This is a genomic window from Priestia sp. YIM B13552 (assembly GCF_042787775.1).
Classification (GTDB): Bacteria; Bacillota; Bacilli; order Bacillales; family Bacillaceae_H; genus Priestia; species Priestia megaterium_E.
Genome location: NZ_JBHZOU010000001.1, coordinates 90,232 through 113,568, shown reverse-complemented (window position 1 = coordinate 113,568; position 23,337 = coordinate 90,232). Strand labels below are relative to the sequence as shown.

General features: G+C 34.0%; 25 protein-coding genes. 16 read left to right on the top strand and 9 right to left on the bottom strand.

The features are described 5' to 3' along the window. The first annotated feature begins 18 nt into the window (after positions 1-18). Positions 19-1,488 (top strand): hypothetical protein, encoded by a 1,470-nt coding sequence (locus ACFX40_RS00590; protein WP_377253844.1) that lies wholly within the window; start codon positions 19-21, stop codon positions 1,486-1,488. 166 nt (positions 1,489-1,654) lie between these two features. Here the strand turns inward: ACFX40_RS00590 and ACFX40_RS00585 are convergent, their stop codons facing one another. Then, positions 1,655-2,167, bottom strand: a complete 513-nt coding sequence (locus tag ACFX40_RS00585; protein ID WP_028409973.1) for a DUF2062 domain-containing protein — start codon at positions 2,165-2,167, stop codon at positions 1,655-1,657. A gap of 315 nt (positions 2,168-2,482) precedes the next feature. Here ACFX40_RS00585 and ACFX40_RS00580 point away from each other — a divergent pair, with 315 nt between their 5' ends. Further along, positions 2,483-3,394: a C40 family peptidase gene (locus ACFX40_RS00580; protein ID WP_377253842.1), complete on the top strand. Its 912-nt coding sequence runs from the start codon at positions 2,483-2,485 to the stop codon at positions 3,392-3,394. A 228-nt stretch (positions 3,395-3,622) separates the two neighbouring features. On the opposite strand, the gene ACFX40_RS00575 is transcribed toward ACFX40_RS00580, so the two are convergent. Then, positions 3,623-4,813, bottom strand: coding sequence for an FtsW/RodA/SpoVE family cell cycle protein (locus tag ACFX40_RS00575; protein ID WP_028409975.1), 1,191 nt, complete (start codon positions 4,811-4,813; stop codon positions 3,623-3,625). A 142-nt stretch (positions 4,814-4,955) separates the two neighbouring features. Further along, positions 4,956-6,125, bottom strand: coding sequence for an FtsW/RodA/SpoVE family cell cycle protein (locus tag ACFX40_RS00570; RefSeq protein ID WP_028409976.1), 1,170 nt, complete (start codon positions 6,123-6,125; stop codon positions 4,956-4,958). A gap of 844 nt (positions 6,126-6,969) precedes the next feature. Between ACFX40_RS00570 and ACFX40_RS00565 the strand changes: the two genes are divergently transcribed. Continuing rightward, positions 6,970-7,566 (top strand): YdcF family protein, encoded by a 597-nt coding sequence (locus ACFX40_RS00565; protein WP_377253840.1) that lies wholly within the window; start codon positions 6,970-6,972, stop codon positions 7,564-7,566. 93 nt (positions 7,567-7,659) lie between these two features. Here ACFX40_RS00565 and ACFX40_RS00560 read toward each other — a convergent pair whose 3' ends face one another. Continuing rightward, on the bottom strand, positions 7,660-8,274 hold the full coding sequence (locus ACFX40_RS00560; RefSeq protein WP_221840346.1) for a DUF998 domain-containing protein: 615 nt from the start codon (positions 8,272-8,274) through the stop codon (positions 7,660-7,662). Between the two features lie 265 nt (positions 8,275-8,539). Next, positions 8,540-8,974: a diguanylate cyclase gene (locus ACFX40_RS00555; protein WP_263034327.1), complete on the bottom strand. Its 435-nt coding sequence runs from the start codon at positions 8,972-8,974 to the stop codon at positions 8,540-8,542. A 96-nt stretch (positions 8,975-9,070) separates the two neighbouring features. Between ACFX40_RS00555 and ACFX40_RS00550 the strand changes: the two genes are divergently transcribed. From ACFX40_RS00550 to ACFX40_RS00510, 9 genes are all read left to right on the top strand, one after another. After that, positions 9,071-9,574, top strand: a complete 504-nt coding sequence (locus tag ACFX40_RS00550) for a DinB family protein (RefSeq protein WP_028409980.1) — start codon at positions 9,071-9,073, stop codon at positions 9,572-9,574. 434 nt (positions 9,575-10,008) lie between these two features. Beyond that, on the top strand, positions 10,009-10,314 hold the full coding sequence (locus ACFX40_RS00545) for a hypothetical protein (RefSeq protein WP_060744977.1): 306 nt from the start codon (positions 10,009-10,011) through the stop codon (positions 10,312-10,314). 212 nt (positions 10,315-10,526) lie between these two features. After that, positions 10,527-10,757: a DUF3923 family protein gene (locus ACFX40_RS00540; RefSeq protein WP_136789513.1), complete on the top strand. Its 231-nt coding sequence runs from the start codon at positions 10,527-10,529 to the stop codon at positions 10,755-10,757. A gap of 356 nt (positions 10,758-11,113) precedes the next feature. Next, complete coding sequence (locus ACFX40_RS00535; RefSeq protein WP_102814085.1) at positions 11,114-11,467, top strand: hypothetical protein; 354 nt, start codon at positions 11,114-11,116, stop codon at positions 11,465-11,467. A gap of 110 nt (positions 11,468-11,577) precedes the next feature. Further along, the gene (locus ACFX40_RS00530) at positions 11,578-11,910 is read left to right on the top strand and encodes a hypothetical protein (RefSeq protein ID WP_263034326.1); all 333 of its coding nucleotides are present in this window, start codon (positions 11,578-11,580) and stop codon (positions 11,908-11,910) included. A 95-nt stretch (positions 11,911-12,005) separates the two neighbouring features. Beyond that, positions 12,006-12,353: an outer membrane protein assembly factor BamD gene (locus ACFX40_RS00525; protein ID WP_028409986.1), complete on the top strand. Its 348-nt coding sequence runs from the start codon at positions 12,006-12,008 to the stop codon at positions 12,351-12,353. A gap of 285 nt (positions 12,354-12,638) precedes the next feature. Next, positions 12,639-13,214, top strand: a complete 576-nt coding sequence (locus ACFX40_RS00520) for a hypothetical protein (RefSeq protein WP_028409987.1) — start codon at positions 12,639-12,641, stop codon at positions 13,212-13,214. Positions 13,215-13,605: 391 nt separating this feature from the next. Beyond that, positions 13,606-14,529, top strand: coding sequence for a LysR family transcriptional regulator (locus tag ACFX40_RS00515; RefSeq protein ID WP_263034692.1), 924 nt, complete (start codon positions 13,606-13,608; stop codon positions 14,527-14,529). A gap of 165 nt (positions 14,530-14,694) precedes the next feature. Next, positions 14,695-15,384 (top strand): alpha/beta fold hydrolase, encoded by a 690-nt coding sequence (locus ACFX40_RS00510; RefSeq protein WP_263034325.1) that lies wholly within the window; start codon positions 14,695-14,697, stop codon positions 15,382-15,384. Positions 15,385-15,471: 87 nt separating this feature from the next. Here ACFX40_RS00510 and ACFX40_RS00505 read toward each other — a convergent pair whose 3' ends face one another. Beyond that, positions 15,472-16,059, bottom strand: coding sequence for a DUF4825 domain-containing protein (locus tag ACFX40_RS00505; RefSeq protein WP_263034324.1), 588 nt, complete (start codon positions 16,057-16,059; stop codon positions 15,472-15,474). A 230-nt stretch (positions 16,060-16,289) separates the two neighbouring features. Further along, positions 16,290-17,129: an alpha/beta fold macrolide esterase gene (mle, locus tag ACFX40_RS00500; RefSeq protein ID WP_098658661.1), complete on the bottom strand. Its 840-nt coding sequence runs from the start codon at positions 17,127-17,129 to the stop codon at positions 16,290-16,292. Positions 17,130-17,409: 280 nt separating this feature from the next. Here mle and ACFX40_RS00495 point away from each other — a divergent pair, with 280 nt between their 5' ends. From ACFX40_RS00495 to ACFX40_RS00480, 4 genes are all read left to right on the top strand, one after another. Then, entirely contained in the window at positions 17,410-18,150 is a 741-nt protein-coding gene (locus tag ACFX40_RS00495) for a class I SAM-dependent methyltransferase (RefSeq protein ID WP_098658660.1), read from the top strand. Between the two features lie 139 nt (positions 18,151-18,289). Beyond that, complete coding sequence (locus ACFX40_RS00490) at positions 18,290-19,066, top strand: SDR family oxidoreductase (protein WP_098658659.1); 777 nt, start codon at positions 18,290-18,292, stop codon at positions 19,064-19,066. A 274-nt stretch (positions 19,067-19,340) separates the two neighbouring features. Continuing rightward, the gene (locus tag ACFX40_RS00485) at positions 19,341-20,132 is read left to right on the top strand and encodes a phosphotransferase (RefSeq protein ID WP_377253836.1); all 792 of its coding nucleotides are present in this window, start codon (positions 19,341-19,343) and stop codon (positions 20,130-20,132) included. 702 nt (positions 20,133-20,834) lie between these two features. Further along, positions 20,835-21,068 carry a hypothetical protein gene (locus tag ACFX40_RS00480; protein WP_051421143.1) on the top strand — a complete coding sequence of 78 codons (234 nt, stop codon included), beginning with the start codon at positions 20,835-20,837 and terminating at the stop codon, positions 21,066-21,068. A gap of 219 nt (positions 21,069-21,287) precedes the next feature. Here ACFX40_RS00480 and ACFX40_RS00475 read toward each other — a convergent pair whose 3' ends face one another. Then, positions 21,288-22,640 carry a sensor histidine kinase gene (locus ACFX40_RS00475; RefSeq protein WP_263034322.1) on the bottom strand — a complete coding sequence of 451 codons (1,353 nt, stop codon included), beginning with the start codon at positions 22,638-22,640 and terminating at the stop codon, positions 21,288-21,290. After that, entirely contained in the window at positions 22,618-23,337 is a 720-nt protein-coding gene (locus tag ACFX40_RS00470; protein WP_098658656.1) for a response regulator transcription factor, read from the bottom strand. The genes ACFX40_RS00475 and ACFX40_RS00470 overlap by 23 nt, the downstream gene beginning before the upstream one ends.

Genomic DNA, 23,337 nt, shown 5'->3' with positions numbered 1-23,337 from the left:
AGGAGTACATTAGAACAAATGCAGCAAATTGATATTCAAGAAAAAAAGATAGACAGAGCTCTCTTTCAATTTGTTTTCCCTTTTTCCTTAAAGCAAGGAACTGAATCTAGTATCTACCTTTTTTTAAATAAGAGCGGATTTAAGCTATTTCAGTTAAATCAACTAGAAGACGAATGTGCATATTACGGCGATTTTAAAGTCTCACATCGTGATATGGAGGCGTATTATTTGTCTTTCACTAATAAGATACTCTTTCCACACTCAGAAAAAGAAAAAGGCCTTCATAGATATTCAAAACCTTTAAATATAAGAGGTAAGTTAATTACAGATACAGAATGCATTCCTTTTCAAATACACTCTGTGGATTTAACGACATGTCCTTATGAACTTGGGTTTTTAACCATTCGAACTGAGTTGAAACCCTTTACTTCTATGCCGTTGTCTCATTCTTTAGAATTCGCAGATCGCTTTCGCGTATTAGAACCACGAACACAAAAAGATAGCAGTACAAAAATTGAATGCGATGGCAAGATATACAAGGGAGCAGGGGAATTTGTATTTAACAACCTCTTTGAGGGGCTCTCCCGCTTTTTTGAAGGTGATTCAAAGGAAAATTCTTATTTTGAAACCTTTTCTTTTTTTGAAGATGAAAGAATGTATGTCCAATCTTTAGTGGCATTAGAGAAAAATGAAAAAATCGATGTAGTTGATGTTTATCGAATGGGAAGTCTTTGCGGCTTAACTGTAGAGGGGAAGCCATATGTTCATGCTAATAACCTTCCTTACATTCAAGATTATTTACAAAAACATGCTTATCAGCGCTGGGCTCCTAGCACTTATTTTCTGATAGAAGAACATATTTTCACTTGTATAACGATTCAAGATGAACGTACAACTCCTGATTTAGCTAATCAGTTTTATGGAGAATTTTACTACGGGCTTGTATTAAATCTTTTTCACAAGATCGTTTTATTAAAATTAGCTAATACCTATACAGAGCTAAATATTGAAAAAGACGTAAAAGAAATGGAAAAATTAATTTATTCCATTAATTCGTTTACCGCCAATTATTTTTCGCTTGAAATAGTATCTCAGTCCCGAAGCCGTGATATTTTCTATCTTCTTAGGAAAAATTTCAATATTGAGTTGTTATATAAGGAAGCTAAACAATCTCTAGAGAGTTTATTTAGATACCAGGAAAACGTTAATGCGAAAAAAGACAGCCTGCTATTGCTGATTTTGACTCTTTATTCCGTAGTAGGTCAAATGCTTGGAATGGGGCTTGTAGTAAATGATTTTATCGGAAGAATCAAATGGAGAAATATACTTGCGTACAATCCTATAGAATATTTTGCATTAATCTTGGCAGCTAGCGGTGTCATAATTTCTCTGATACTAGGTATACAAAGTTTATATCAATGGATAATTGACCAAAGAAATCGAAAAAAATGGGTGAAACAAACTGTATTATCTTCAACAAAGGAATGAGAGCAGTCCTTTATTTCCTCCATATTCATCTTAAAACAGAAATAAAGATCGTATAGCCTATAATTGATAACCATAGGTATCAATTATAGGCTAATTTATCTCTATGCCTTTTTAAAAAATGTTCAGCTATATCGCTTTACAATTAAAGATAAATGTTGAAATTGAGCTAATTATCCGTTTTTTTAGTGTGTTTTTTTACTGTCCATTTCTTATAGATGTAGTGTAAGAGGAAGCCTCTGTACTGATTTATAATATAGTAACTAACAATATAAAGTATACTTCCAAATAAGAAGCTATTAAGAACCATTCCTGTTAAAAAATTCTTTCCTACTTTCGCTCCTAGTTCTAGTCGATTATCCAAATCTTCATCTGCATTCTGAAGCAAAGTTTGATTAAGGTCGATTGGAAATATATATCCTCCCACTACTGTATTTAAGTAAAACATCAACGGAAAGGCCCACATAAAAAACATTCCACCAATAAGGCCTGCTATGCTGTTTCCTTTACATAATTTAGCTAAACCTACGGATATTATAAGGCCCAATCCAAAGGTAGGAACAAAGTTCACAACAGAACCTAGACTAAAACCTAGCGCAACTTTATGTGAATGATCTTTTAATCTTAATAGTTTAAGAAGTAAGTATTTAAATCGGCGCTTCAAAAATACTAATTTGCCCACATTATTCCTCCTATCTTTTCACGCTGGCATCCTATCTTTCCTTTTGGTGTATACCATTATAGAAAGGTGTTTTATTGTATTCAAGATTTGGCGTTATATAAGTAAAAAGATAAATGAGGTTAAAGAACAACAGATTTAACCATTATAAGTATATTTATACTTTATATGACAAAACAAATAATTACCTCCTAATAAATCAAGTGATTTTTGAAAATGTCACAAAAAATTCACAAATAGGTTGTTTCTTTTCTCTTTCTCCCTGCTAAAATTTTATAGTCAAGAACAAGAAAAATATAACATCGGGGGATATACTTAGTGAAAAAGATAATTTCTTCATTAGCTCTATGCTCGTCATTGATTGTGTTACCGACAATAAGCCAGGCAGCTTTAGGAGACAAGCTATTAAAAGAAGGTATGACAGATCCAGACGTAAAAGAATTACAGGATGTTTTAAGACAGAAGGGGATATTTTCAGCTACTTCGACTGGCTATTTTGGTTCAATTACAAAAGATTCAGTTTTAAGCTTTCAGCGTTCTCATAGTTTAACCGCTGATGGAATTGTAGGATCTAATACATATCAAGCGTTAATAGGTAATTCAACAAGTACGGTTACAAACGGTACACTTTTAAAATATGGAATGACTAGCAATGAAGTTGAAAAAGTACAGCAATTGTTAAAGGAAAAAGGTTACTTTAATGCCACACCAACAGGCTATTTTGGTACAGTTACTCAAACTGCGGTTATGAATTTCCAACGGGATCATGGTTTAGCCGTGGATGGAATAGTAGGTCCGGCTACTTTGAATGCTTTAAATAACGCATCTAGCAGCTCCACTGGTTCTTCAACTGTCAATAGTTCAACGCAAGCGACAGCTAGTGATATAATTGCTTATTCTAAAAAATTCATAGGCGTACCATATGTGTGGGGAGGAACGTCACCGAGTGGTTTCGATTGCAGCGGTTTCATTTATTATGTATTTAAAAATGGAGGCGGAGTAACTGTACCGCGAACAGTAGCTACCTTGTATCAGTCAGGAAAAAGTACATCTACTTCAAATGTAGGAGATATTGTGTTCTTTGATACTACTGGAGGTCCTTCACATGCTGGAATTTATATTGGAAACGGGCAGTTTATTCATGCTGGCAGTTCAACTGGTGTAACTATTGCATCGTTAAGCAACTCTTACTGGGCACCTCGTTATTTAGGAAGTAAATCTATTTTCTAATAGATTACTAGTAAAAAAATATAGCAATTGAAACTAAGCAGCTTTATTATTATTTGTGTAAATAAAGTGAAAAGTCCTGATATACAGTCAGGACTTTTTGTTATAGCAGCGAACAATGGTCTTAATATAGAGGTTGAGCTTGGTTGAAAGAATTAGATGTATGTGTCCTGTAGCAGCTTGTTAATAACAATAACGCTAGCTAACATACACCATTTAGCCATTCAGGCGTTAAACACTTCTTATATAAGCTTGTTCCATTGAATGGCTTTTGAATGTTTGAGTGTACGTGTTAAACATGGAAACATTGGTAAGTATTCCTGCAGCAAGCATTAACAATGTAAGCGAAGAACCTCCAAAGCTTATAAAAGGAAGGGTGACACCAGTAATAGGAAGAAGACCTGTGACAGCCCCAAGGTTTACAAATACTTGAACAGCAATCATAACGGAAATACCGATAGCTAACAGTGCTCCAAAAGGATCACGACACTTAATAGCTGTTTTTAATCCTTTAAAAATAATAAAAAACAGTAGCCCCAATACAAGAAGTACACCCCAAAATCCCAGCTCTTCTGCAATAATGGCCATAATAAAATCCGTATGTGATTCAGGCAAGTAGCCCGTTTTTTGAATGCCTTGTCCTAACCCCATACCTAATATTCCTCCGTTTCCTATAGCCACATAAGAATTAACAAGTTGATATCCATCGCCTTGTTGATTTTCAAAAGGATGCAAGAATCCGGTAAAACGAGCCAAACGCCCCGGAGAAAACAAAAGATCCATGTTTCCGGTTACTAATAAAACGGCTAACATAACAAGTGTTCCAATTAGCCCTAATAAACTAATTTTTAAAATAGATTTCTTTGAAATCCCTGAGCATAACACAATAGCTGCAACTGTTCCTAAAATAAGCAAGGCTCCACCATAGTCAGGCTGCAAGATAATTAAGAAACAAATAAAAAGCACAACCACCATAGGTGGAAGAATCGACCTTTTTAAATCATTGATATACTCTTGTTTATTTGCAAAAACAGCGGCTAAATAGATAATAAGCGTTAATTTTGTTATTTCTAACGGCTGAATAGCAATAGGCCCTATTTTAAACCAACTTTGTGCATTACCCGCTGTATGTCCAAAAGCTAAAACTAAAATAAGGAGTGAAATAGCGACACCTAATAAAAATTTTAATACTGCTTTTTCTTGATAAATTTTATATGGTACGATAGCTGCTAATGTGAAAAGGATAAAGCCTGCTATAAGAGCAAGCTTTTGTTTTTTATAAAAATAATCCCCAGATACACCATAACGGCTAATTGCTGTTACCATGCTGGCACTATAAACCATAATTAAACCGATCAGGCTTAGAACAATTAACGCAGCAATAAATTTGTAATCGTAACATTTTAGAATTTTTTTGAACATAAAAAACTCCTCCTAAAAAACCCACCTAATAACGGCTATATACAAGAGAGAAAATAAAAAAATACACATATATTTCAATACTTTTATACGAATCTTTAGGTCTAAATTTATCTCTTTAGCCATTTTTTTATTAGTCATTGTATTACCTCACATCCTGATCAAACATATAAGCTTTTGATTGAAAGCTTATATTTAATACTAGTCCCATCAAAAACATCGTACTCATTAACGCACTTCCCCCGTAGCTTATAAACGGCAGTGGTATTCCCGTTATCGGAAGAAGTCCTATACACATGCCCACATTTTCTAAAACATGAAAGAAAACAATTGAAATAACGCCGGTACAAATGTATGTAGAGAATTGATCTTTCGTATGAAATGCGACGGTAATAATTTGGTAAATCAGCACCATAAATAAGAAAAGAATAAGGCTAGTTCCTAAGAAGCCGTAACTTTCTCCAATTGCACTAAAAATAAAGTCTGAATGTTTTTCGGGAACATATACTGAAAATTTTGATGTATCTCTTCCTGAAATGGATCCGGCACCTATTGCTTTTAACACTTGCATATAGTTGTAAGACAAGCTGCCTGCATAAGATTCTGGATCAAACCACGCATAGATACGATCAAACTGATAGGATTGAACGTGCAAATATTTTTCCAATATTTTTGGGTGGTTCAAAACCATATATAAAATACCTGAAGCGATTCCTATAATTGAAGTAAAGGTAGGAAGAATGAGCTTAAAACTGACTCCTGAAACGAATATCATGACAAAGAATAAAAAGATCATCACGAGTGCCGTTCCTAAATCGGGCTGCTGCATAATAAGAAGAATAGGGACCGCTAACGTAGCTCCTAGCTTTCCAACGAGTAAAACGTCGCTTCTTATATCTCTTACGCGAAATTTTTCGTTATGATTTCGTATCACTTTACTAAATGCTAAGATTAAAGAGATTTTTGTGAACTCTGACGGCTGTATCGATCCAATACCAGGAAGGACGAACCAGCTTTTTGCACCATTTTTGACAGGAGCAATACTTTGGGGAGAAACGATGAGTAAAATAAGGATAAAAATATTTAGCCCATAAAAGAACCATGTGAATTGGTCCCACTGATCTTCATCAGGCCTCATGGTGATGAAGATAATCCCAATACCTACTGCGTACCATTCAACTTGTTTAATTACGAAGTTTGTAGAATACTGTCCTGTTTTTTGCGCGTTATAAATAGCTATACAGCTAATAATAAAAAACAGCAGCAGTGTAAAAGCAAGACCATAATTAAAGCTTTCTGACTTCTTGCGTTCCATGTTTAAAACACCTTTTCTTTATTAAATTTCTATTCCAATCACTGAATATAAGGTTCTCTAATGTATGTTAGAAAAATATCAATAAAATAGATTTCTTCTCACGATCTATCACAAACCTCCAATCTGTTTTAACTGTGATTTTTTATATAAAAGGTCTACCATACGATAGCCTGTATAATCAAAACGTTTATTAGCCCTAATTTAGTGAACAAGACATTTTTTTGACTTCAGCTTATTTTTTTTATTAAATACTATAAATTTTCCCTAAGGAAACTTTTGGAGCATAAGAAACCCTTTGAAAATAAAATTTTGACTTAGAACAAACTGAAATGTCTACATGTGTTAGCAGTTTATATATTAGAATCCTAATTTATCTTTCCTCAGGGAAACATTTTAACATTAAGGAAAAATATTTGTCTAATAAAAAACTTAGAATTTAACTACAAACTGAATTACTTTGGTTAAATTCGGTTAGAAAACTATGATGCAACTAACTCTTTTTACACTAAAAAACTGACCATAATGGTCAGTTTTTTAAGGTTAATTAATAAGCTATTTTGCTTACTTCTCATATCGTTTGTAATTTTATCATTAAAAAATGAAAAATAAGTGAAAAGAGAAATATTAATACAAATAAGTTAAAAAATATTTAAATTTGTATAAAATTCATGTTATTCATGAAAATATTGAGAAAGAATGTTCTTTGAAATTTTTAATGTTAACTTTTATATAAAAGCTGTGATTGTTTACAGAATGCAAAGTTTTTTTGAAAGCACCTTTTTATTTTTATGAATATTGAGCTTTATGATACGATATGAAGTGAACTTTTTAAATGAGGGTCTATATGCAAAAAATTAAAGGTAAAAGGATAAAAATTAGTATATTTATGCTGGGATTAGGGATTATTTTTTTTCTGTTTGCCGGGAAAGAGCTTGTGGTAAACGAAAAGCCTGTAAAATCTGACGTGATCATTGTGTTAAGTGGTGATAATGATCGACTGGAGAAAGGAATTGAATTATATAAAAAAGGCTATGCGGCTCATTTAATCCTTTCGAATGGTCAAGAAAATAATTTTTATCATCAAGCCAAGGACTCAGGAATACCTGAGGATTCAATTATATTAGAAAATCACGCTACAAGTACTACGGAAAACGCTAAATTCACAAAAAGGCTAATGATGAACTATCATTTTCAATCCGCTATCGTTGTTTCTTCCAACTATCATATGAAAAGGGTAGAAAAAAACTTTAATAAAGAATTTAAGGATACCCAAATGCAATTAACCTATTGTTCTAGTGGAAGTCGCTATTATAATCCACAGAGATGGTGGGAAACTGCTTTAAATAGAAAAGTTACCTACACAGAATACGTCAAGCTTATTGGCAATTATTTTGGTTTTAGCGGAAAGAAATCTAAAGAATTATTAAGAGAATTTATCTAAAAAATTGCAAAAAAGTCCATAGGGGATGCCTCTATGGACTTTTTGCTTTTTGAGATGACGAGGAGTAGTTCAACATAGTCCTGTGATGATAGATTATTTGTTTAACATAAAGGAAAGCATAGTGCCCCATATAAAGATTACTAAATAGAATAATCTTTGCAGCAGACCGGTAGGCATAGGAACAAAAAATACAAGCATAATGAGTATGAGGATGACTAGTAAGGAGACTAAACAGCCATAAGTCCAATACTTGCCGCTGGTTAAGGAGGATGCATATATCCATAGACCAGCTAAAACAGTGATCATGCCAAGTTGAGCGAATATTGAATGCCAAAATAAATTTATATCAGCCGGTATAAAGCCTGAAACAACGTTACCTAAAGCTAATATAAGAATAAAAGCTGTTGCTAGCTGGGTTATTTTTGTTTTCTTGAGTTTTTGTGAAATGTACAGAACACCAATCGAAAGTGTTAATCCGTTTATAATAAACAATACGTTCATCCAGAAATGGTGAGGAGAGCAAATGTCATGAGGTGCAATTGAATAGGTGTAGGTTCCACAAGAAGTTACGCCAAGATCACTCATTGCGTGATTTAAAAAACTGTAGGGAGCAGTTGAAGTCAAAATAAAGAAAGGTTCAACTAAAAAATACAAGCAAGTAGCAAACCAGCTTAAAATGCCAACCTTTTTCGATATATACAGAATCATCACCTCTTAAAAAGCGTTATATACGAATTGTATATCTAAATAATGTTAAACAGAATGGTCTTGAAGCCTATTTTTATGTAGGGCTTGAGGTTGATGTGAGGAAGGAGGACAAAGTGTTTAAACTTGGAGGTACTTAGGAAAAGACCTCTTTACTAATGTTTGGTAGCGGTAAAGAGGTCCAAAAGCTGCTTAATTAGAAATGAATAACTGCTGATTATAAGGCTTAACTTACGTGTAGTTTAATGTATCCAAAACGCAGTGACATTCAAGACGTTTTATCTAAAATTTTATAATCTGATGTTTTTTGAATATCTACATCATATTCATGTGCAAATCTTTCTAATTCCCTAAAAACATTTGGTGGATTAAATAATGCTATTCGCATATTCCAGCCGTTTTCTACTTGTACTACAGCCAATTTTGCTTTCCAACTTAACCTTTTAAATACAATTCTTTTAATGTCCATTGGTTTAACGGTTTTTGCATATACTTTAAACCATAATATATATGTTCTATAGGTTAAAGCATCTTTGTCTATCTGAAATTCATATCTGAGGAAAAGGGAAAGAAATGAACAGAGGATAGCAAAAAGAAGTAAGAAGGCAAGTACTTTATATTGAATTGCTTGAATGAATAATGAAGCATACAAAAGTAATAAAGCAAACATGATAGTTTTTTGAGCGGTAGCTTTAAATAACATAGAATCTCCTTTCTTTAGTAAATAAGCCAATTGGTTTTTTCTATGATATTATTTAAGTGTTAATTTAGGTTAGATTTATATTGGGAGGTCTTTTACATGTATAACACCATTTCAGATTTTATCAAAGAATGGAACAGCGAAGCCATGCTAACTCAAAAAGTTTTGGATAGCTTAACAGATGATTCGTTGAAACAACAAGTTTGCCCTGAAGGACGTACGTTAGGAAGAATCGCTTGGCATTTTACAACAAATATTCCAGATTATCTAACTGAATTTGGACTGAGCATAGATAGAATAGAAAGTACAGCAAGCGTTCCATCTTCAGCACAGGAAATCGCTATAACCTTTAAAAATGTAAGTTCTCACGCTGCTAAAATCATTGAACAGCAATGGACAGATGAATCTTTAGGACATACGCAAGAAGCGTTCGGAAGAACCCAATCAAATGCCACAATCTTAATGGGACTAATCAAGCATATTGTTCATCACCGAGGTCAAATTACCATTCTGATGCGTCAAGCAGGACTGAAACCCCCTGGAGTTTATGGGCCTCCAAAAGAAGATTGGGTTCATTTAGGTGTGGAAAACCCACCGCTTTAATAATATCAGGTAAATAAAAAAGAGGCTGTCCATAGAAAATACTATAAAATTTTTTCTCAGGCAGCCTTTACATAAAACCTAATTAATCAGTTAGTACTTACTCTGAAAAAACTTTTGAGTACTGCACAACACCTTGCATATTTTTTAATAATCCCTCTGTTAACTCTAAGGTCATAAAGAATTCTTCAGGCACGTCAAAATGTTCTTTCTTATCGCTGTATTCTTCATTTTAAAAGGCGCTTTTCACAACTTTTTCAGTTTTATTATATTCTTCAGTGAGTTCTTGATTAATTAAAATATCCATACTTAGTATGGATATATTTTATAGTGTTATATTTTATGAGTCCACCTTTAATACATAATATTTGTAAATTTTTATGGTAAAATATACTATATATGTTAAATTGGAGTGTGTAAAGAAGGGATAATATCTGATGTTAAACGTATTATTTATATGTTTAGTAAGCTGCTTCATCATTTATATTGGGAAACGTGTATGGAAAAAAGGTAGTACTAATTTTATTGCTGGGTATGGAAAGATATTTACACCTAAGGATGAAAAACAGCTCGCTAAAGGAATTGGGCTTATTATTATGTTATTTGGCTTTGAATCTATGATATTTCCTATTCTCTCTTTGCTTTTTGAAGGGATCGGCTTTTATTATGGATTGCTGGTTGTGTTGAACTTCTTCGCTTTATTTGGGCTTATGATAAAGGATCAGGTGCAAAGAGAAGCCTAAAGGGGGAGAAAACGATCAATAAAAATATTCGGCTTATGATTGGTTTAATCAGCACTATTATCCTGTGTTTTTATGGAGTAAGAAGTTTATTCATACATGAAACAATACCGTTTTCTTCTTATCTCTTTGCGGTAGGTGGAGCTATTTCTACCATTGCTCTTATCTGGGAATTAATAAAGAAAGATGCAGCTTAAATTGAAAGAAGTGATGATGTGAAAAGACGATGGATTTCCTGGTGTATAGCTAATATAATTTGGATCATACTTTTCGCTGTAGGCACAGCTGTTGTCTGGACAAGAGAAGTGGATGGAGCGGGTGTTACCCAAACACCCGAGCTGAAATTGTTCGCATTTATAGTGTTGCTAATTGCATGTATTTTTCCTTTGATTATTCAAGTTATATGGCTAATTATTAATTTTAAAGCGAGTAAGCATGTACTATAGAAAATAGGAAGGATGTTATGAAATAGAAAGGGTGATATGTATGCAAAGAAAAAAGTGCTCTAAATGTGATTCAACTCTAATCAAAGCTCGTATTCAATCATCACCTGGTACAGTAGGTGTAAATAAAACACCGAGTAGCGTATTAAATAACAATCACCATTACAGCGAGTTAATACCTTATGTTTGTTCAAGCTGCGGTTATGTGGATTTTTATGTGGAGGAACCCGGAAAGTTTTCTTAATAGAACTTTTAGGATTGTTCGTTTTCGAATACATTATGATACGTCACTGAACTTGGTATATCGCCTAATATCAATTTTAATCAAGGGGTAAGGAAAATGATTTTCGGAGGCTATTATGAAGAGAACACTTAGTTTTCTGTCAGTAGTTTATTTAACCGTTCTAACTGCATGTAATCAAGAAAGTACAGGGGAAAATATAGAGAGTTCTTCTGCTATCATTGTTGTAGTTGAAAACAAGGAATATAACGGAACAGAAGATAAATTAGATCAAACACAAGAAATAGGAGACCAAATAGGAACCATAGAAAAGAAAACTAAAGCAACTACGATGCCCGAAGGTAATAATCAATCAAACTATTTTACAGTTGGTTCAGAAATCTATTCAGTAAAAGGAACAGAGGATTATATTATAGTTAAAGATAAAGATCATAAAAGTCAGTTAATGAAAAAGGTAGCCCAAAAAAGATGAGTATTATTTAAGTTGACTACTTTATCTTTCAGAAAATACGTTCTACGTGAGCGTATTACATATATCAAAACCTAATTATAGTAAAACAAAAAAATTTTAAGAGGTCGAAAGTGAATAAAAAAATTCGATGGGGCTTAGCTAGTTGTATAACAATTATAGGAGCGTTAAGTATATATTTTTTGTTCTTTTCTTACGATAAGTTTTATGTAACAAAAGACGAGAATATGTTTAACACAAAGCTTTTAAGTGATACATATGGAGATTATGAGTGCACGGAGATGGCTGATCAAACAAAGTATGACTCTAAGAAATATTTTAGAGCCTTTGGTAAAACACAAAATGGGGATTTTATTTATGCTATTAAAGGTGATCCTAAGCATAAACAAGTGCTGCTAATTGAAAACACCGAGATGCCTGCGTGGTTTTTGTACTCGCGTCAATAAAGGTGCTAAAGTGTCTGTAAAACCCATTATGGTAAATAAAGATGTTGCATCATTTTTCTTTTGAAATATATTTCGAATACAGAAGGGGCTGTGTTATGAAAAAGTGGTTATACTTACCTTTTATTCTATCTTTGGTTATTCTATGTGCAGCATGTTCAAGTTTAACTTGGAAAAAACAATACGCGGATTCTCCACCTAAAGAGTTATTGTCAGATGGAGAAGAATATTCTATTTTGGCAGTAGGAGAAGAGATCGATCATCCAGAGGAAATAATGGGTTTAAAACAAGTTCGATATTTTTCTTCGTTGGAAGAAGTAAAGAATCAATATCCGGACTTAAAGGTAGAAGGCAGCCCTTTCTTTATTATTTTTAATGATAAAGAAGTCGTTTTAAGAACTTCAGAATTAAACAAAGCGATACGTTTTGTAGAAGAAAATTACTAGATACAAAAACAAATAAATTTTGTATCATCTTTTCCTCCTACAAAAAATGTATAATAAACTCCATTACGTTCATCTTCAACATTCATTTCCAAATTAACTCTCTTCTCCAAATCTAATTTTTTAACTAAACGCTTAAAAACTAATAAAAGACACCAAGGAAACATAAAGTACCTTAGTGTTTTTATGTTTAATAATAGCTCATATGACAATTATAAAATACAAAATATAGAAAATATAATAACATATGTTTATTGTTGGGGGACAAAAAATGTTTGGAGGAGAAATATGAAAAAGTTCTATCTTGGTTTGTTTATTATGTGTTTGGTGTTTATCATCTCCGCTTGTTCAAAAACGGAATATGTAAACAATGTTGAGTACTTAAAATTACAAAAAGCAGAGGTAACGTTAACAGATGATAAAAAAATCGTTGGGGAAATGATAGTACCTGATAAAAAGAATAAAAGTAAAAGTATCGTTCCAATGGAGTTACGCTATACATTTACGATGGAAAATACGTCTAATAATATTATGGCTCTCTCTGATTCTGCTAAAACAAACATTCGCATAGAACCAGATAAGGAGTTAGTATCAGCTGTAAAGGAATCAATTGGTTCAAATATTTATAATATGGATAACAATAAGTTAGGTATTGGTATGAGTATAGGAGAAATTCCATCTAAAGGAACAAGTAAATTTACTCTTAGTTATACCTTAGGAGCAAAGGAAAAAAATAATGAATTACCTCTTTTGCCAACTGAAGAAGAACTAAAAAAGCTACAAGCTAATGCGTTAAAGGGTACACTCATTATCTCCCAAGATCACAAGGATATTGCAAAGTTTAGGTTAGATTCAAGCCAATAAACATGATTATAAGTTTAAATAGATTAATAGCTCGCTAATCCTGTATATCGTCAGCGTTAGCGAGCTATTGTTTTTATATTTATACGCTTGTATGTGGATTTACTTTTCCAAAAAATAAAATTGATTAGCCTTACTTATTTGGTTACGATAAGCGCTCGAATAATTTCATTCCAATAGTATTTGAAGTTTTTGTCACTTGTATTTTTTTGCATTAGAACGGTTGATTCCTCTGTATTCTCTTTTTTTATAGACATTATGATTTCCCCTTATCTCTTTATATTTAGTATGTTGTGGTTTGATTTACCATATTTTATAATGAAATTAGCAATCGTTACAGATGAACATTACGATTGAATCAATCGAAATATCCGATTATACAGAGGTGAGGAAAATCGAAATAAAACAACTGATTACATTTAAAACAGCTGCAGAAAATTTAAATTTTACATATACAGCTAAAATTTTGAACTTTGCTCAATCAAGCGTTACCGCTCAAATAAAAGCTCTTGAGAATGAACTTGAAACTCCTTTATTTGAACGTCTCGGAAAGCGCTTGGTTTTAACAGAAGCAGGTAGAGAATTCAAAAGGTACGCCGATAAACTGATTCAATTGACTAAGGAAGCAAAAAACGCTGTAAGTGGAGTGGAGGAGCCCGCAGGTACGCTTATCATTGGATCTTCTGAAAGTCAGTGCACGTATAGATTGCCTCCAATATTAAAAGAGTTCAAGGATCAATTTCCAAAGGTTAAAATGATCTTTAAGCCCATTTACTCTCAAGAACAAACGAGAGCGCAGCTACTAGATGGCACTCTTGATATTGCCTTTACATTGGAGCCTATTCAGCATTACGATGCAAATCTACATACGCAATGTCTTGTTGCAGAAAACCTAAAAATTATAGCTTCTCCTCAGCATCCTTTAGCTAATAAAGCGGAAATCTACTTAGAAGACCTTGAGAATGAGACTCTTTTGTATACTGAGTCGGGTTGTTCATACCGGGTAGTATTGGAAAACTTGTTTCGTGAGGCGGGTATTTGCACATCAACTAAATTTGAATTTGTAAGCGTAGAAGCTATTAAACAGTGTGTAATGTTAGATTTAGGTATTGCCATACTACCGGAAGTAGTAGTAAAAGCGGAAGTTGAGAAAGGTATATTAAAAGAATTAGCATGCACTAAAGTTGATACACCTCTTTACACACAAATGTTTTGGCATAAAGATAAATTCATGTCTCTTCCTTTGCAATCTTTTATTCAATTGGCTTGCAGTACTTTTGGTTTAAATTATATAGGTATCGAAAGTAAAAAACTCTAGGTGAATTATGCTGACTAAAGAATTACACAGGATACATAAAATAATCTAATATCTTTCCTAGTAAGATAAGAGGTGAAGGAAATCTTCATTTCTTCGCTAATATATAGATGAACCTTAATAAACTAGATTTTAATTGGTGAAATCTGAGTTAGGAGTTGATCTAATTTGAAAATGGGAGTAAATCAAATTGAACTAAATGGTTTAACATTTCAATATCGAGAGGCAGGCAAAGCTTCGGCACCCGCCATTATTGCACTTCACGCTTTGGGAATGAGTGCAGAGTCGTGGGATGATGTAGCAGCTGTATTAGGAGAGGAATATCGATTTTTAGCTTTAGATCAGCGAGGACACGGTGGAAGTGAAAGAACCGGCACCTATACGTTTGAACTTATGTGTGATGACTTGCTTCAGTTCGTAAATGCGATGAATGTGGAGCGCTTTACGTTGATTGGGCATTCTATGGGCGGTACGGTGTCCTATCTTTTTTCTGAAACATTTCCAGAAAGGGTAGATCAATTGATTGTTGAAGACACTCCTCCACCTTTTACAGGAGAAAAGTTCGAAATTCCTGCCAAACCGCCTGGACCTTTACCATTTGACTGGGAGGTTGTACCTTCAATTCTTCAACAGTTAAACAACCCCAATCCTAAATGGTGGGAAAGTCTTACAGAGATAATTGCACCTACTCTCATCATAGGAGGAGGATCCAGCCATATTCCTCAAGATAAATTGCAAGAAGTTTCTAAGCGCATTCCAAATTGTAGATTAGTAACGATAGAAGGAGCTGGACATGAGGTGCATGCAGGAAACTTATCCGCTTTTTTAACTGCTGTGAAAAGCTTCCTTGATTCGTGACTTTCTGGAGCTTTTATTTAATTTGAAAGATTGGTTAAGTAAATAGAAAACAAATAAAGAGCCTTATTTAAGGCTCTTTATTTGTTCTTATTCTTTTACGATAGGAACATTCTTAAAGAATTGTTCTCGAATAGCTGCCGATTTAACCGCTTTATTAATCTTCTCTTTATTATTATCTATAAATTGCTGTGCTTTTTCTTTATCAAATAACTCATTGCTATCTGGTAAAGTTTGAATGTTTTTGGAAATGAATTGTTTCATTTCTTGTCTAGATACTGAGAATTTCTGATCATCTATTTTAAAACTGTACCCTTCAGCATTAGGTATTAGTATCGTTAAATAAATAGCATTATAAAGAAAGTTTTTCTCTAGTGTATCCTTACCGTCGAGCCAATATTTTAATATTTCATCTTTTGATAAAGAGCCCTCTTTAGTACCATATATTATTTTTGGTGTTTTATTATGTAAATCAATTTCTTTAAATGTTTCTCCTCCAGGCAATGCTCTTACGATAGCTACTACGTTAGAATTATCTCCAACATAAGTTCCGCCGTGGTCTTTAAGATCTTTTACATCAACAGTGTTAATGCTTGTGACTTCTTCTTTTGAAGAACAGCCGGTTATACCTACAAGGATTAATAAGATTAAACAAAAAAGCGCCTTAAAACATTTCATGAAAACCTCCACTTTCTTACTGTAATACCCTTATGTGGATATTTCGCGAATTATCAGTGTATCGTAAATATGATGTTTTGAAAAGATGCAGGTACTTTTGTACAAAACACCCTTTGCTATAGGAAAGGTTTTGTCTACTGTAAGTAGAAGGAAGGAACTTTGAAACATGAAAAGACCCCAAAGCTTTCTTAAAAAAGCGCTTTGAAGTCTTCATTTCTCTTTTTTAACTTTTAGGAGCTAATCTCTACAATTGATTCGATAATTTGTTCCCAGTCTTCACTATGGACTTCATGTCCTGTACCCTCAAGAGCTATTAATTTAGCATGAGCAATAGCTTTTGCAAGAGCAAGTCCATGTTCGTATGGGAGTGCCGGATCTTCTGTCCCATGAATGATTAGTGTAGGTATACTAATTTCACTCGATCTGTCATAATATTGGCCTCCTCCTTGAAGCAAAGCATGGTTAAATCTACTCGGCAGCTGTTTGGCACGGGCAGCTTCTCTTTCTGCTAGCTTATACATTCTTTCCTCTTCATAAGGTTTTGTTCCACTTAAAGTTTCCCATCCACCTGCAAGGTAGTGAACGATTGCCTCTTGATTTGACCAGTCTATGGAAGTGCTTTTTGTATGATAATCAAGTATACGCTGATCCATTGGGGGCAATTTTTCCGCCTCCGTTCCAAATACGCTTGATGCAATTAAAGTAAGGGAATCTGTGCGTTCGGGATATCTAAGAGCAAGAATCTGACCTATCATTCCGCCCAAAGACATTCCAACAATATGAGCTTTTTCTATAGAATAAGCGTCTAAAACACCAATTGCGTCATCAGCCATATCTGTTATCGTATAGTTAGAGGTACCAGGTGGATAAGTGGTAGATCGCCCTAAATCACGATGGTCGTAACGAATAACAAATCTCTCCCGTTCGGCAAGACGAAGACAGAAGTCTTCATCCCACCAATCTAACGAAGACATTGCTCCCATTATTAGCAGTACAGCCGGGTTGTTAGGGTTCCCAAAACTTTCTGTGCAAATTTCCACTTTGTTAATTTTCAGTATCTGTTCATTCATTCGTATACCTCCTTTTTAATGTTAGAGAAATGAAAAGCAGCCCTTTATTCAGTTCTCTAAAATGAGGTTATTTCCTTTTGGAATTTTATTTAGGAAATCGATTATTCTGCCTATCTCTTTTCCAAAGAGTGAAATATAACTAAAACTAAGGGGAGGGGACGAGCATAAACTTGTTAGAGACCGAGAGTTTACTACCTGTGATAAGTTCTATATTGACTAGAATAGAGCAGGAAAGTTGAATGCACGTATGGAAGACTAATTATGTGAGGTGAAAACGAGAATGAATGATTACTATGGAGAGCTCTGCACAAGGTTGTACGAGGTTGATAAATCCGCTGCAAATAGAAAAGAGCTTGAGTTTTATCTTTCCTTTGTCAAAGGTCAAAATATGAAAGTATTAGAACCGATGTGCGGGAGCGGTAGAATGCTTATTCCATTTATGCAAAACGGAATTGATATTGAAGGGTTCGATATTTCTAAAGAAATGCTTAAAGCATGTGTAGAAAAAGCTGAAGTACTAAACCTTAAACCAAATGTATGGTATCAAGATATCAAGAATTTTAAAAGTAGTAAAAATTATGATCTTATTATAATACCTTTTGGCTCTTTTTCACTGTTAGCTGATGATATTGCTGTTAAGAGTCTTCAAAACATGAAAGCAGTTTTAAAAGACGACGGGAAAATACTTTTAACGATGATAAAGAAAAAAAGAGAAATTGAAGAACTATTAGATTGGACCGAAACGGATAGAGTATCTTTTAATAAAGAAATCCTCGTCGTTTACAAAAAAAGCTTCTACGATAGAAGAACGAGCTCTTTGAATACTAAGATAAAATATGAGCTGCTTCAAGGAAATCAGACAAAAAAGGTGGAGATAATGGATTTCCCTCTTCGACTTTATGGATCGGAAGAATTTGAAGGTATCCTTAACTCGAATGGATTTAACAATCTTACTGTTCATGAAGTAAAAGATGGCTACGGAGAAGGTATCTCATTTTCTGTTTATGAGTGCGGAATATAGACAGTGCAATACCTGTTACACTGTAATTACATTTTTTCATTTATTACAACTTGATAGATTAATATACATATACAGGATTGCTAAATTCGTGTGTTATTGGTGAGCATATGAATTCAGCGTTCCCATGAGGAGATGCTTTATGAAGCGATTAATAAATAAAATTGCGATTGTTACTGGTGCTAGTCGGGCAAAAGGTATTGGTACTGAAATATGCAGGGAATTAGCTAAAGAAGGCGCGGATATTTTTTTCACTCATTGGTCAAATTATGATCGTTCGATGACGTATTTTAATGAAGATGATTCTAACTGGTCGAAGCATCTTATGGAAGAGATTCGCAGTCTGGGAGTACGATGTGAATCGATGGAGTTGGATTTATCACAGCCCGATGCACCGAGAAAACTGCTTGATACAGTTCAAACCAAACTGGGTTCTCCATCAATCCTTGTAAATAATGCAACACATTCTGTGGACGTGGATTTTCGTTCGATAGATGCTGATGTTCTCGACGCTCATTATAACGTGAATGTTAGAGGGACATGTCTTTTGACTGTTGAGTTTGCACGTCTAATCGAAGGTAAGCATGGCGGTCGAATTATTAATATGGTTTCAGGTCAAGATAAGTCACCTGAGCCTGGGAATTTGGCCTATGTTGCAACGAAAGGGGCTGTTTCTACGTTCACTAAATCAGTTGCTATTGAATTAGCACCTCTTAAAATTACTGTTAATGCTGTAGATCCTGGACCAACTAACACTGGGTGGATGAGCAGTGAGTTAAAAGAAGAGCTACGGCCAAAGTTCCCGATGGGTCGACTTGGTGAGCCACGGGATGCCGCAAAATTAGTTATTTTTTTAGCAAGTGAAGAAGCAGAATGGATTACCGGACAAATTATTCACTCAGATGGAGGCTTTGGTTGATTTTACATAGTAGCGGTCTTCCACTTTTTAGCGGATTTTTGTATGAAACAAGCAGTTAAAAGGATCTTCGAATGAATATTCTTTTTTTATAATGTAACGTAACATGAAGATAACCGAGTTTCTACACTTTATCAGTCAGTTCCAAAGAGGCTACAAAAGAAAAAGTACGGGCTTTTCTAAATCAGTAGTAAAATGAAATATTTCATTTATGACGAATACTTTATCATTTTTATTTATTGCCGACAAATAGGATATATTCAGGGGGAATGTTTATATGTCAAGCTTTGAGGACGAAGAAGTGCTAACAGGAGGGAATGTCTCTAACGTTTATCGGTCGGGAGATACTGTACGACGAGAATTAAAATCAGATAGTCATAAATTTCATAAGCTATTAAAGCATTTAGAGAACAAAGGTTTTAGTTATGCGCCAAAATTTTTAGGCATTGATGAAAAAGGAAGAGAGGTCTTATCATTTATTGAAGGTGAAGCCGGTAATTATCCCTTGAAGAAATATATGTGGTCTGATGATGTTTTAATAGAAATAGGGAAAATGCTCCGTCTTTATCATGATTCAGTGAGTGATTTTTCATTTGATGACAGCTGGAAATCAATAGATAACACTCCTAAACCATTTGAGATACTATGTCATAATGATTTTGCCATATACAACATCATTTTCAAGTACGAAAGACCAGTAGGCATCATTGATTTTGATGTTGCTGGGCCCGGTCCAAGAATTTGGGACATTGCTTATACTCTTTATACGTGCGTCCCCTTAAGTAGATTTTATCTTTCTGAAACAGGTGAGAAGATTTATTATAATTCATTGCAGCATGCTCAACATATAAACCAAAGAGTGAAATTATTTTTTGAATCATACGGCGAAGAATTACAAGAAGGTTATTTGGAAGTGGTATTGCTGCGATTAGAGGGATTATGTGAAACAATTACAAGAAAAGCCAGTGAAGGCGACAGTGCGTTCCAAAAAATGATAGACGAAGGGCATCTTGAACATTATCAAAATGACATTAAATTTATTCGTGAACATAGGAAAGAATGGGTTTAAGGATACGTTTTAATTGAAGAAGCAACACACTTTTATTAAAAAGCATGTCTATAACACCCTTTATGTAAATGATGGTTGTTATTCTTTGTAGAGGAGTACTTGTTATGCGAATTATTAATATTAGAGAACAGGTAGAGTACAAAGATAAAGCTATTGAATATATTCAGAGATTGTATTTAATAGATTAACGATTAATTTTTATTTAAAATGTTTTTAACTGTTTGAATCAGTGAATAGCGGGTATAAGTTGATTATACAAGCGTAGTGCCCCCCAGGAACATGCATGTATATTTCTTTTTCTTACTTACCCTGTTTGAATCCTCTTTTTATGGAGGGTTCTTTTTTTTGTGTCTAAAAGATATAACTTTTTAAATTATATATATCAAACTCTTTAACATATATGTATTTTATACTCAATAAATCAATACAACAACAGCAATATAAGATGAAAGAGATTCAGTGTGTTTGTAAGTTGTAGCAACAAAAAGGATCGTTATGCACTAAGAGCTAGCTTTTTATATGTGCCCTCGAAAGAGCATCATGTTGACTAGGGGTGAATGTAAGAAGTATGGCAGAAATACTATGGACAGAGATGTCCAAATTTTCATTTATAAAATATTTTTTGTGCTTTTACGCGTTTTGCTTATGCCAATTTTCGTTTTTTTCATAGTATGTACTATAAATGTATAAGGAGGTGAAGTTATGCCAGGACGTCGTAGTGGAGATCGTCGTACATCTCAATCTCGCTCTATAGTAGATAATTTTCGAAGAGGAGATAAAATTCAAGTTTTTTCTGCTGGAAGACAGCTTGATGGAAATGGTACGTTTATTCGAGCAGAAGGCGGATTTTTGGTATGGGAAGATAATTCAGGTAATAGAAATACGACTAGTTTAGAAAGTATCAGCGTTCGCAGATTAAGAAAACGTAGTTGCTAATAATTTGGACAGGCTCTGATTTTATATAAATAAAAAAACACCTTCAAGCTGATAACCGGGTATGGAGTACCGAGCAATCACTTGGAGGTGTTTTTTTCTCATAAAAAACTGGGGATTCGGTTTTGAGTGCATCCAGTAGGTAGCATTTTTAGAAATTAAATATTGATAGTTGCTGCCTCACTAGTGGTACATGAGCTAATTTATATAAAAGCGACTTACTCAGTTTGTAAGGGGAAAAGTAACTTTAATCTCTGTTCCAGCATGTTCTTTGCTTTGTACATCAATTTCTCCTTTATGGAGGTTCACAATATTTTTAGCAATAGCTAATCCGAGTCCACTTCCTCCTGAATCCCGTTTGCGGGCTTTGTCTACTCGATAAAACCTTTCAAAAACATGAGATTGTTCTTCTTCTGGTATGCCAATGCCATAATCTTTTATTCGGAGAATCGCTTTATGCTGATTACTTTCCAAAAAGACCTCAATTACATCGGTACTATACTTTATGGCATTATCTAAAAAGATAATGATTACTTGTTTCAGCTTCAATTCATCTCCCTTGATGAAAATGGAGTAGGAATTTTTATGCAAGATAATAGGTCGGTCATAAACTTGCATGAACTGAGTTACAAGGGCTGTACTGAGAGAGACAAGATCAACTGATTTTATGTCAACAGGTTCCGAGTCCTCTAATTCAGCTAAACTTAATAGTGTTTTAGTCAAATTTTTCATTCTATTTGTTTCTAAATAAATAGCCTCAATTGCTTCTTTTGCTATTGTTTCATCTTGTGTTCCATGCCTTCTAAGAATCGTAATAAAACTGCTAATAACAGTCACAGGTGTTTTTAACTCATGAGAGGCATCGGAAATAAATTGCCGTTGTTTATCTGAGTTTTCCTTCAGTTTACTAATCATACGGTTAAATGTAGCTGCCATTTTGTACACTTCATCTTTTGTTTCAGTTTGTATACCAATCTTTTTCAGCGTTCCACTTTGTTCAATATCCTCCATTGTAGAGATCATTGATACAATAGGCTTCATAATGATAGCCGATAACCATCTGCCAGCTAGAAAAGAGAGAAGAACCGAAACAACGGTAACAGTCCCCATTATGGACAAAATAATATCTTTGCGGCTTTCTAGTCCTGATAACCGCTCACTTATTTCTAACGTGCCTATTACTTTGTGATTCTGATGAATCGGTACGTGAACTACTAAATTTTGATGTTCTTGAAAAGGTCTAAGTTCAAAGCTCTTTTCTGTTGAAAAAGTAGGTGAGATTTTCTGAACAAGGACTTTGTCGTTAGTGACTTGATTAATAGTTGTAGAGTTCGGTCCCACGATTCGAATAAAAGAGTGACTAGGCATGTAAGAGTTTAAAAGGTTTTTGTCTAGCGTTAATGATTCAGAAATGTGGTATTTTTTCAACATTTCATTCGCATTTTTGAAGACTAAGTGTGCTTCCATATTAACGGTTGTTTTCATAAATAAGAAAAATACAATCGTATTTACAACGAGCAAGCTGACTAACAGAGAAACTGTAATAAACAAGTTAACCTTGGTAGTAATTTTCATATGGTTCCTTTCTTATCACATATCCTACTCCTCTGACCGTGCGAATCAAGGGAGAATTAATCTCTTCTTCTATTTTCTTTCTCAAATGTCCAATATACACATCTACGACGTTTGTTTCTCCTTCATAATCGTAGCCCCAAACGGTCAAAAGGATATTTTCTCTGCTCAGTACGATATTTTGATTTTTTAGTAAATAAACAAGCAAATCATATTCTTTCGGTGTTAATATAATCGTTTTGTTTTTTCTTATCACTTCTCTGGTCTCTAAATTTACAGATAAATCTTCTATTGATAAATGAACATCTTTTTTTTCAGTAACTTCTTGAATGATAGCTCTATGACGAAGACTATTGCGCACTCTAGCTAATACCTCTTCTATTTCGAAGGGCTTGGTGATGTAATCATTTGCTCCATGATCTAGTCCCATCACTTTATCTAACGTAGTGTCACGGGCTGTCAAAAGAATAACAGGGAGGTAGGTGTTCTTTTTTCTAATTCTTCGAAGGACTTCGATACCGCTAAGTTCTGGAAGCATAACGTCTAATAAAACTAGATCAATGCTATTATGTAAGGCAGCTTCAAGGCCGCTTTTTCCTTCATGCTCTACGAATACTTGGTATCCTTCATGCTCAAGCTCAATTTGAAGAGCTCTCGCAATCATTTCTTCATCTTCAACGATTAAAATACGGTTTTGCAT

Coding starts and splice junctions, on each gene's coding strand:
- ACFX40_RS00590 (WP_377253844.1), top strand. CDS start 19: ATGCAGCAAATTGATATTCAAGAAAAAAAGATAGACAGAGCTCTCTTT.
- ACFX40_RS00575 (WP_028409975.1), bottom strand. CDS start 4,813: ATGTTCAAAAAAATTCTAAAATGTTACGATTACAAATTTATTGCTGCG.
- ACFX40_RS00570 (WP_028409976.1), bottom strand. CDS start 6,125: ATGGAACGCAAGAAGTCAGAAAGCTTTAATTATGGTCTTGCTTTTACA.
- ACFX40_RS00565 (WP_377253840.1), top strand. CDS start 6,970: ATGCAAAAAATTAAAGGTAAAAGGATAAAAATTAGTATATTTATGCTG.
- ACFX40_RS00560 (WP_221840346.1), bottom strand. CDS start 8,274: ATGATTCTGTATATATCGAAAAAGGTTGGCATTTTAAGCTGGTTTGCT.
- ACFX40_RS00555 (WP_263034327.1), bottom strand. CDS start 8,974: ATGTTATTTAAAGCTACCGCTCAAAAAACTATCATGTTTGCTTTATTA.
- ACFX40_RS00550 (WP_028409980.1), top strand. CDS start 9,071: ATGTATAACACCATTTCAGATTTTATCAAAGAATGGAACAGCGAAGCC.
- ACFX40_RS00545 (WP_060744977.1), top strand. CDS start 10,009: ATGTTAAACGTATTATTTATATGTTTAGTAAGCTGCTTCATCATTTAT.
- ACFX40_RS00535 (WP_102814085.1), top strand. CDS start 11,114: ATGAAGAGAACACTTAGTTTTCTGTCAGTAGTTTATTTAACCGTTCTA.
- ACFX40_RS00525 (WP_028409986.1), top strand. CDS start 12,006: ATGAAAAAGTGGTTATACTTACCTTTTATTCTATCTTTGGTTATTCTA.
- ACFX40_RS00520 (WP_028409987.1), top strand. CDS start 12,639: ATGAAAAAGTTCTATCTTGGTTTGTTTATTATGTGTTTGGTGTTTATC.
- ACFX40_RS00505 (WP_263034324.1), bottom strand. CDS start 16,059: ATGAAATGTTTTAAGGCGCTTTTTTGTTTAATCTTATTAATCCTTGTA.
- mle (WP_098658661.1), bottom strand. CDS start 17,129: ATGAATGAACAGATACTGAAAATTAACAAAGTGGAAATTTGCACAGAA.
- ACFX40_RS00495 (WP_098658660.1), top strand. CDS start 17,410: ATGAATGATTACTATGGAGAGCTCTGCACAAGGTTGTACGAGGTTGAT.
- ACFX40_RS00490 (WP_098658659.1), top strand. CDS start 18,290: ATGAAGCGATTAATAAATAAAATTGCGATTGTTACTGGTGCTAGTCGG.
- ACFX40_RS00485 (WP_377253836.1), top strand. CDS start 19,341: ATGTCAAGCTTTGAGGACGAAGAAGTGCTAACAGGAGGGAATGTCTCT.
- ACFX40_RS00480 (WP_051421143.1), top strand. CDS start 20,835: ATGCCAGGACGTCGTAGTGGAGATCGTCGTACATCTCAATCTCGCTCT.
- ACFX40_RS00475 (WP_263034322.1), bottom strand. CDS start 22,640: ATGAAAATTACTACCAAGGTTAACTTGTTTATTACAGTTTCTCTGTTA.
- ACFX40_RS00470 (WP_098658656.1), bottom strand. CDS start 23,337: ATGCAAAACCGTATTTTAATCGTTGAAGATGAAGAAATGATTGCGAGA.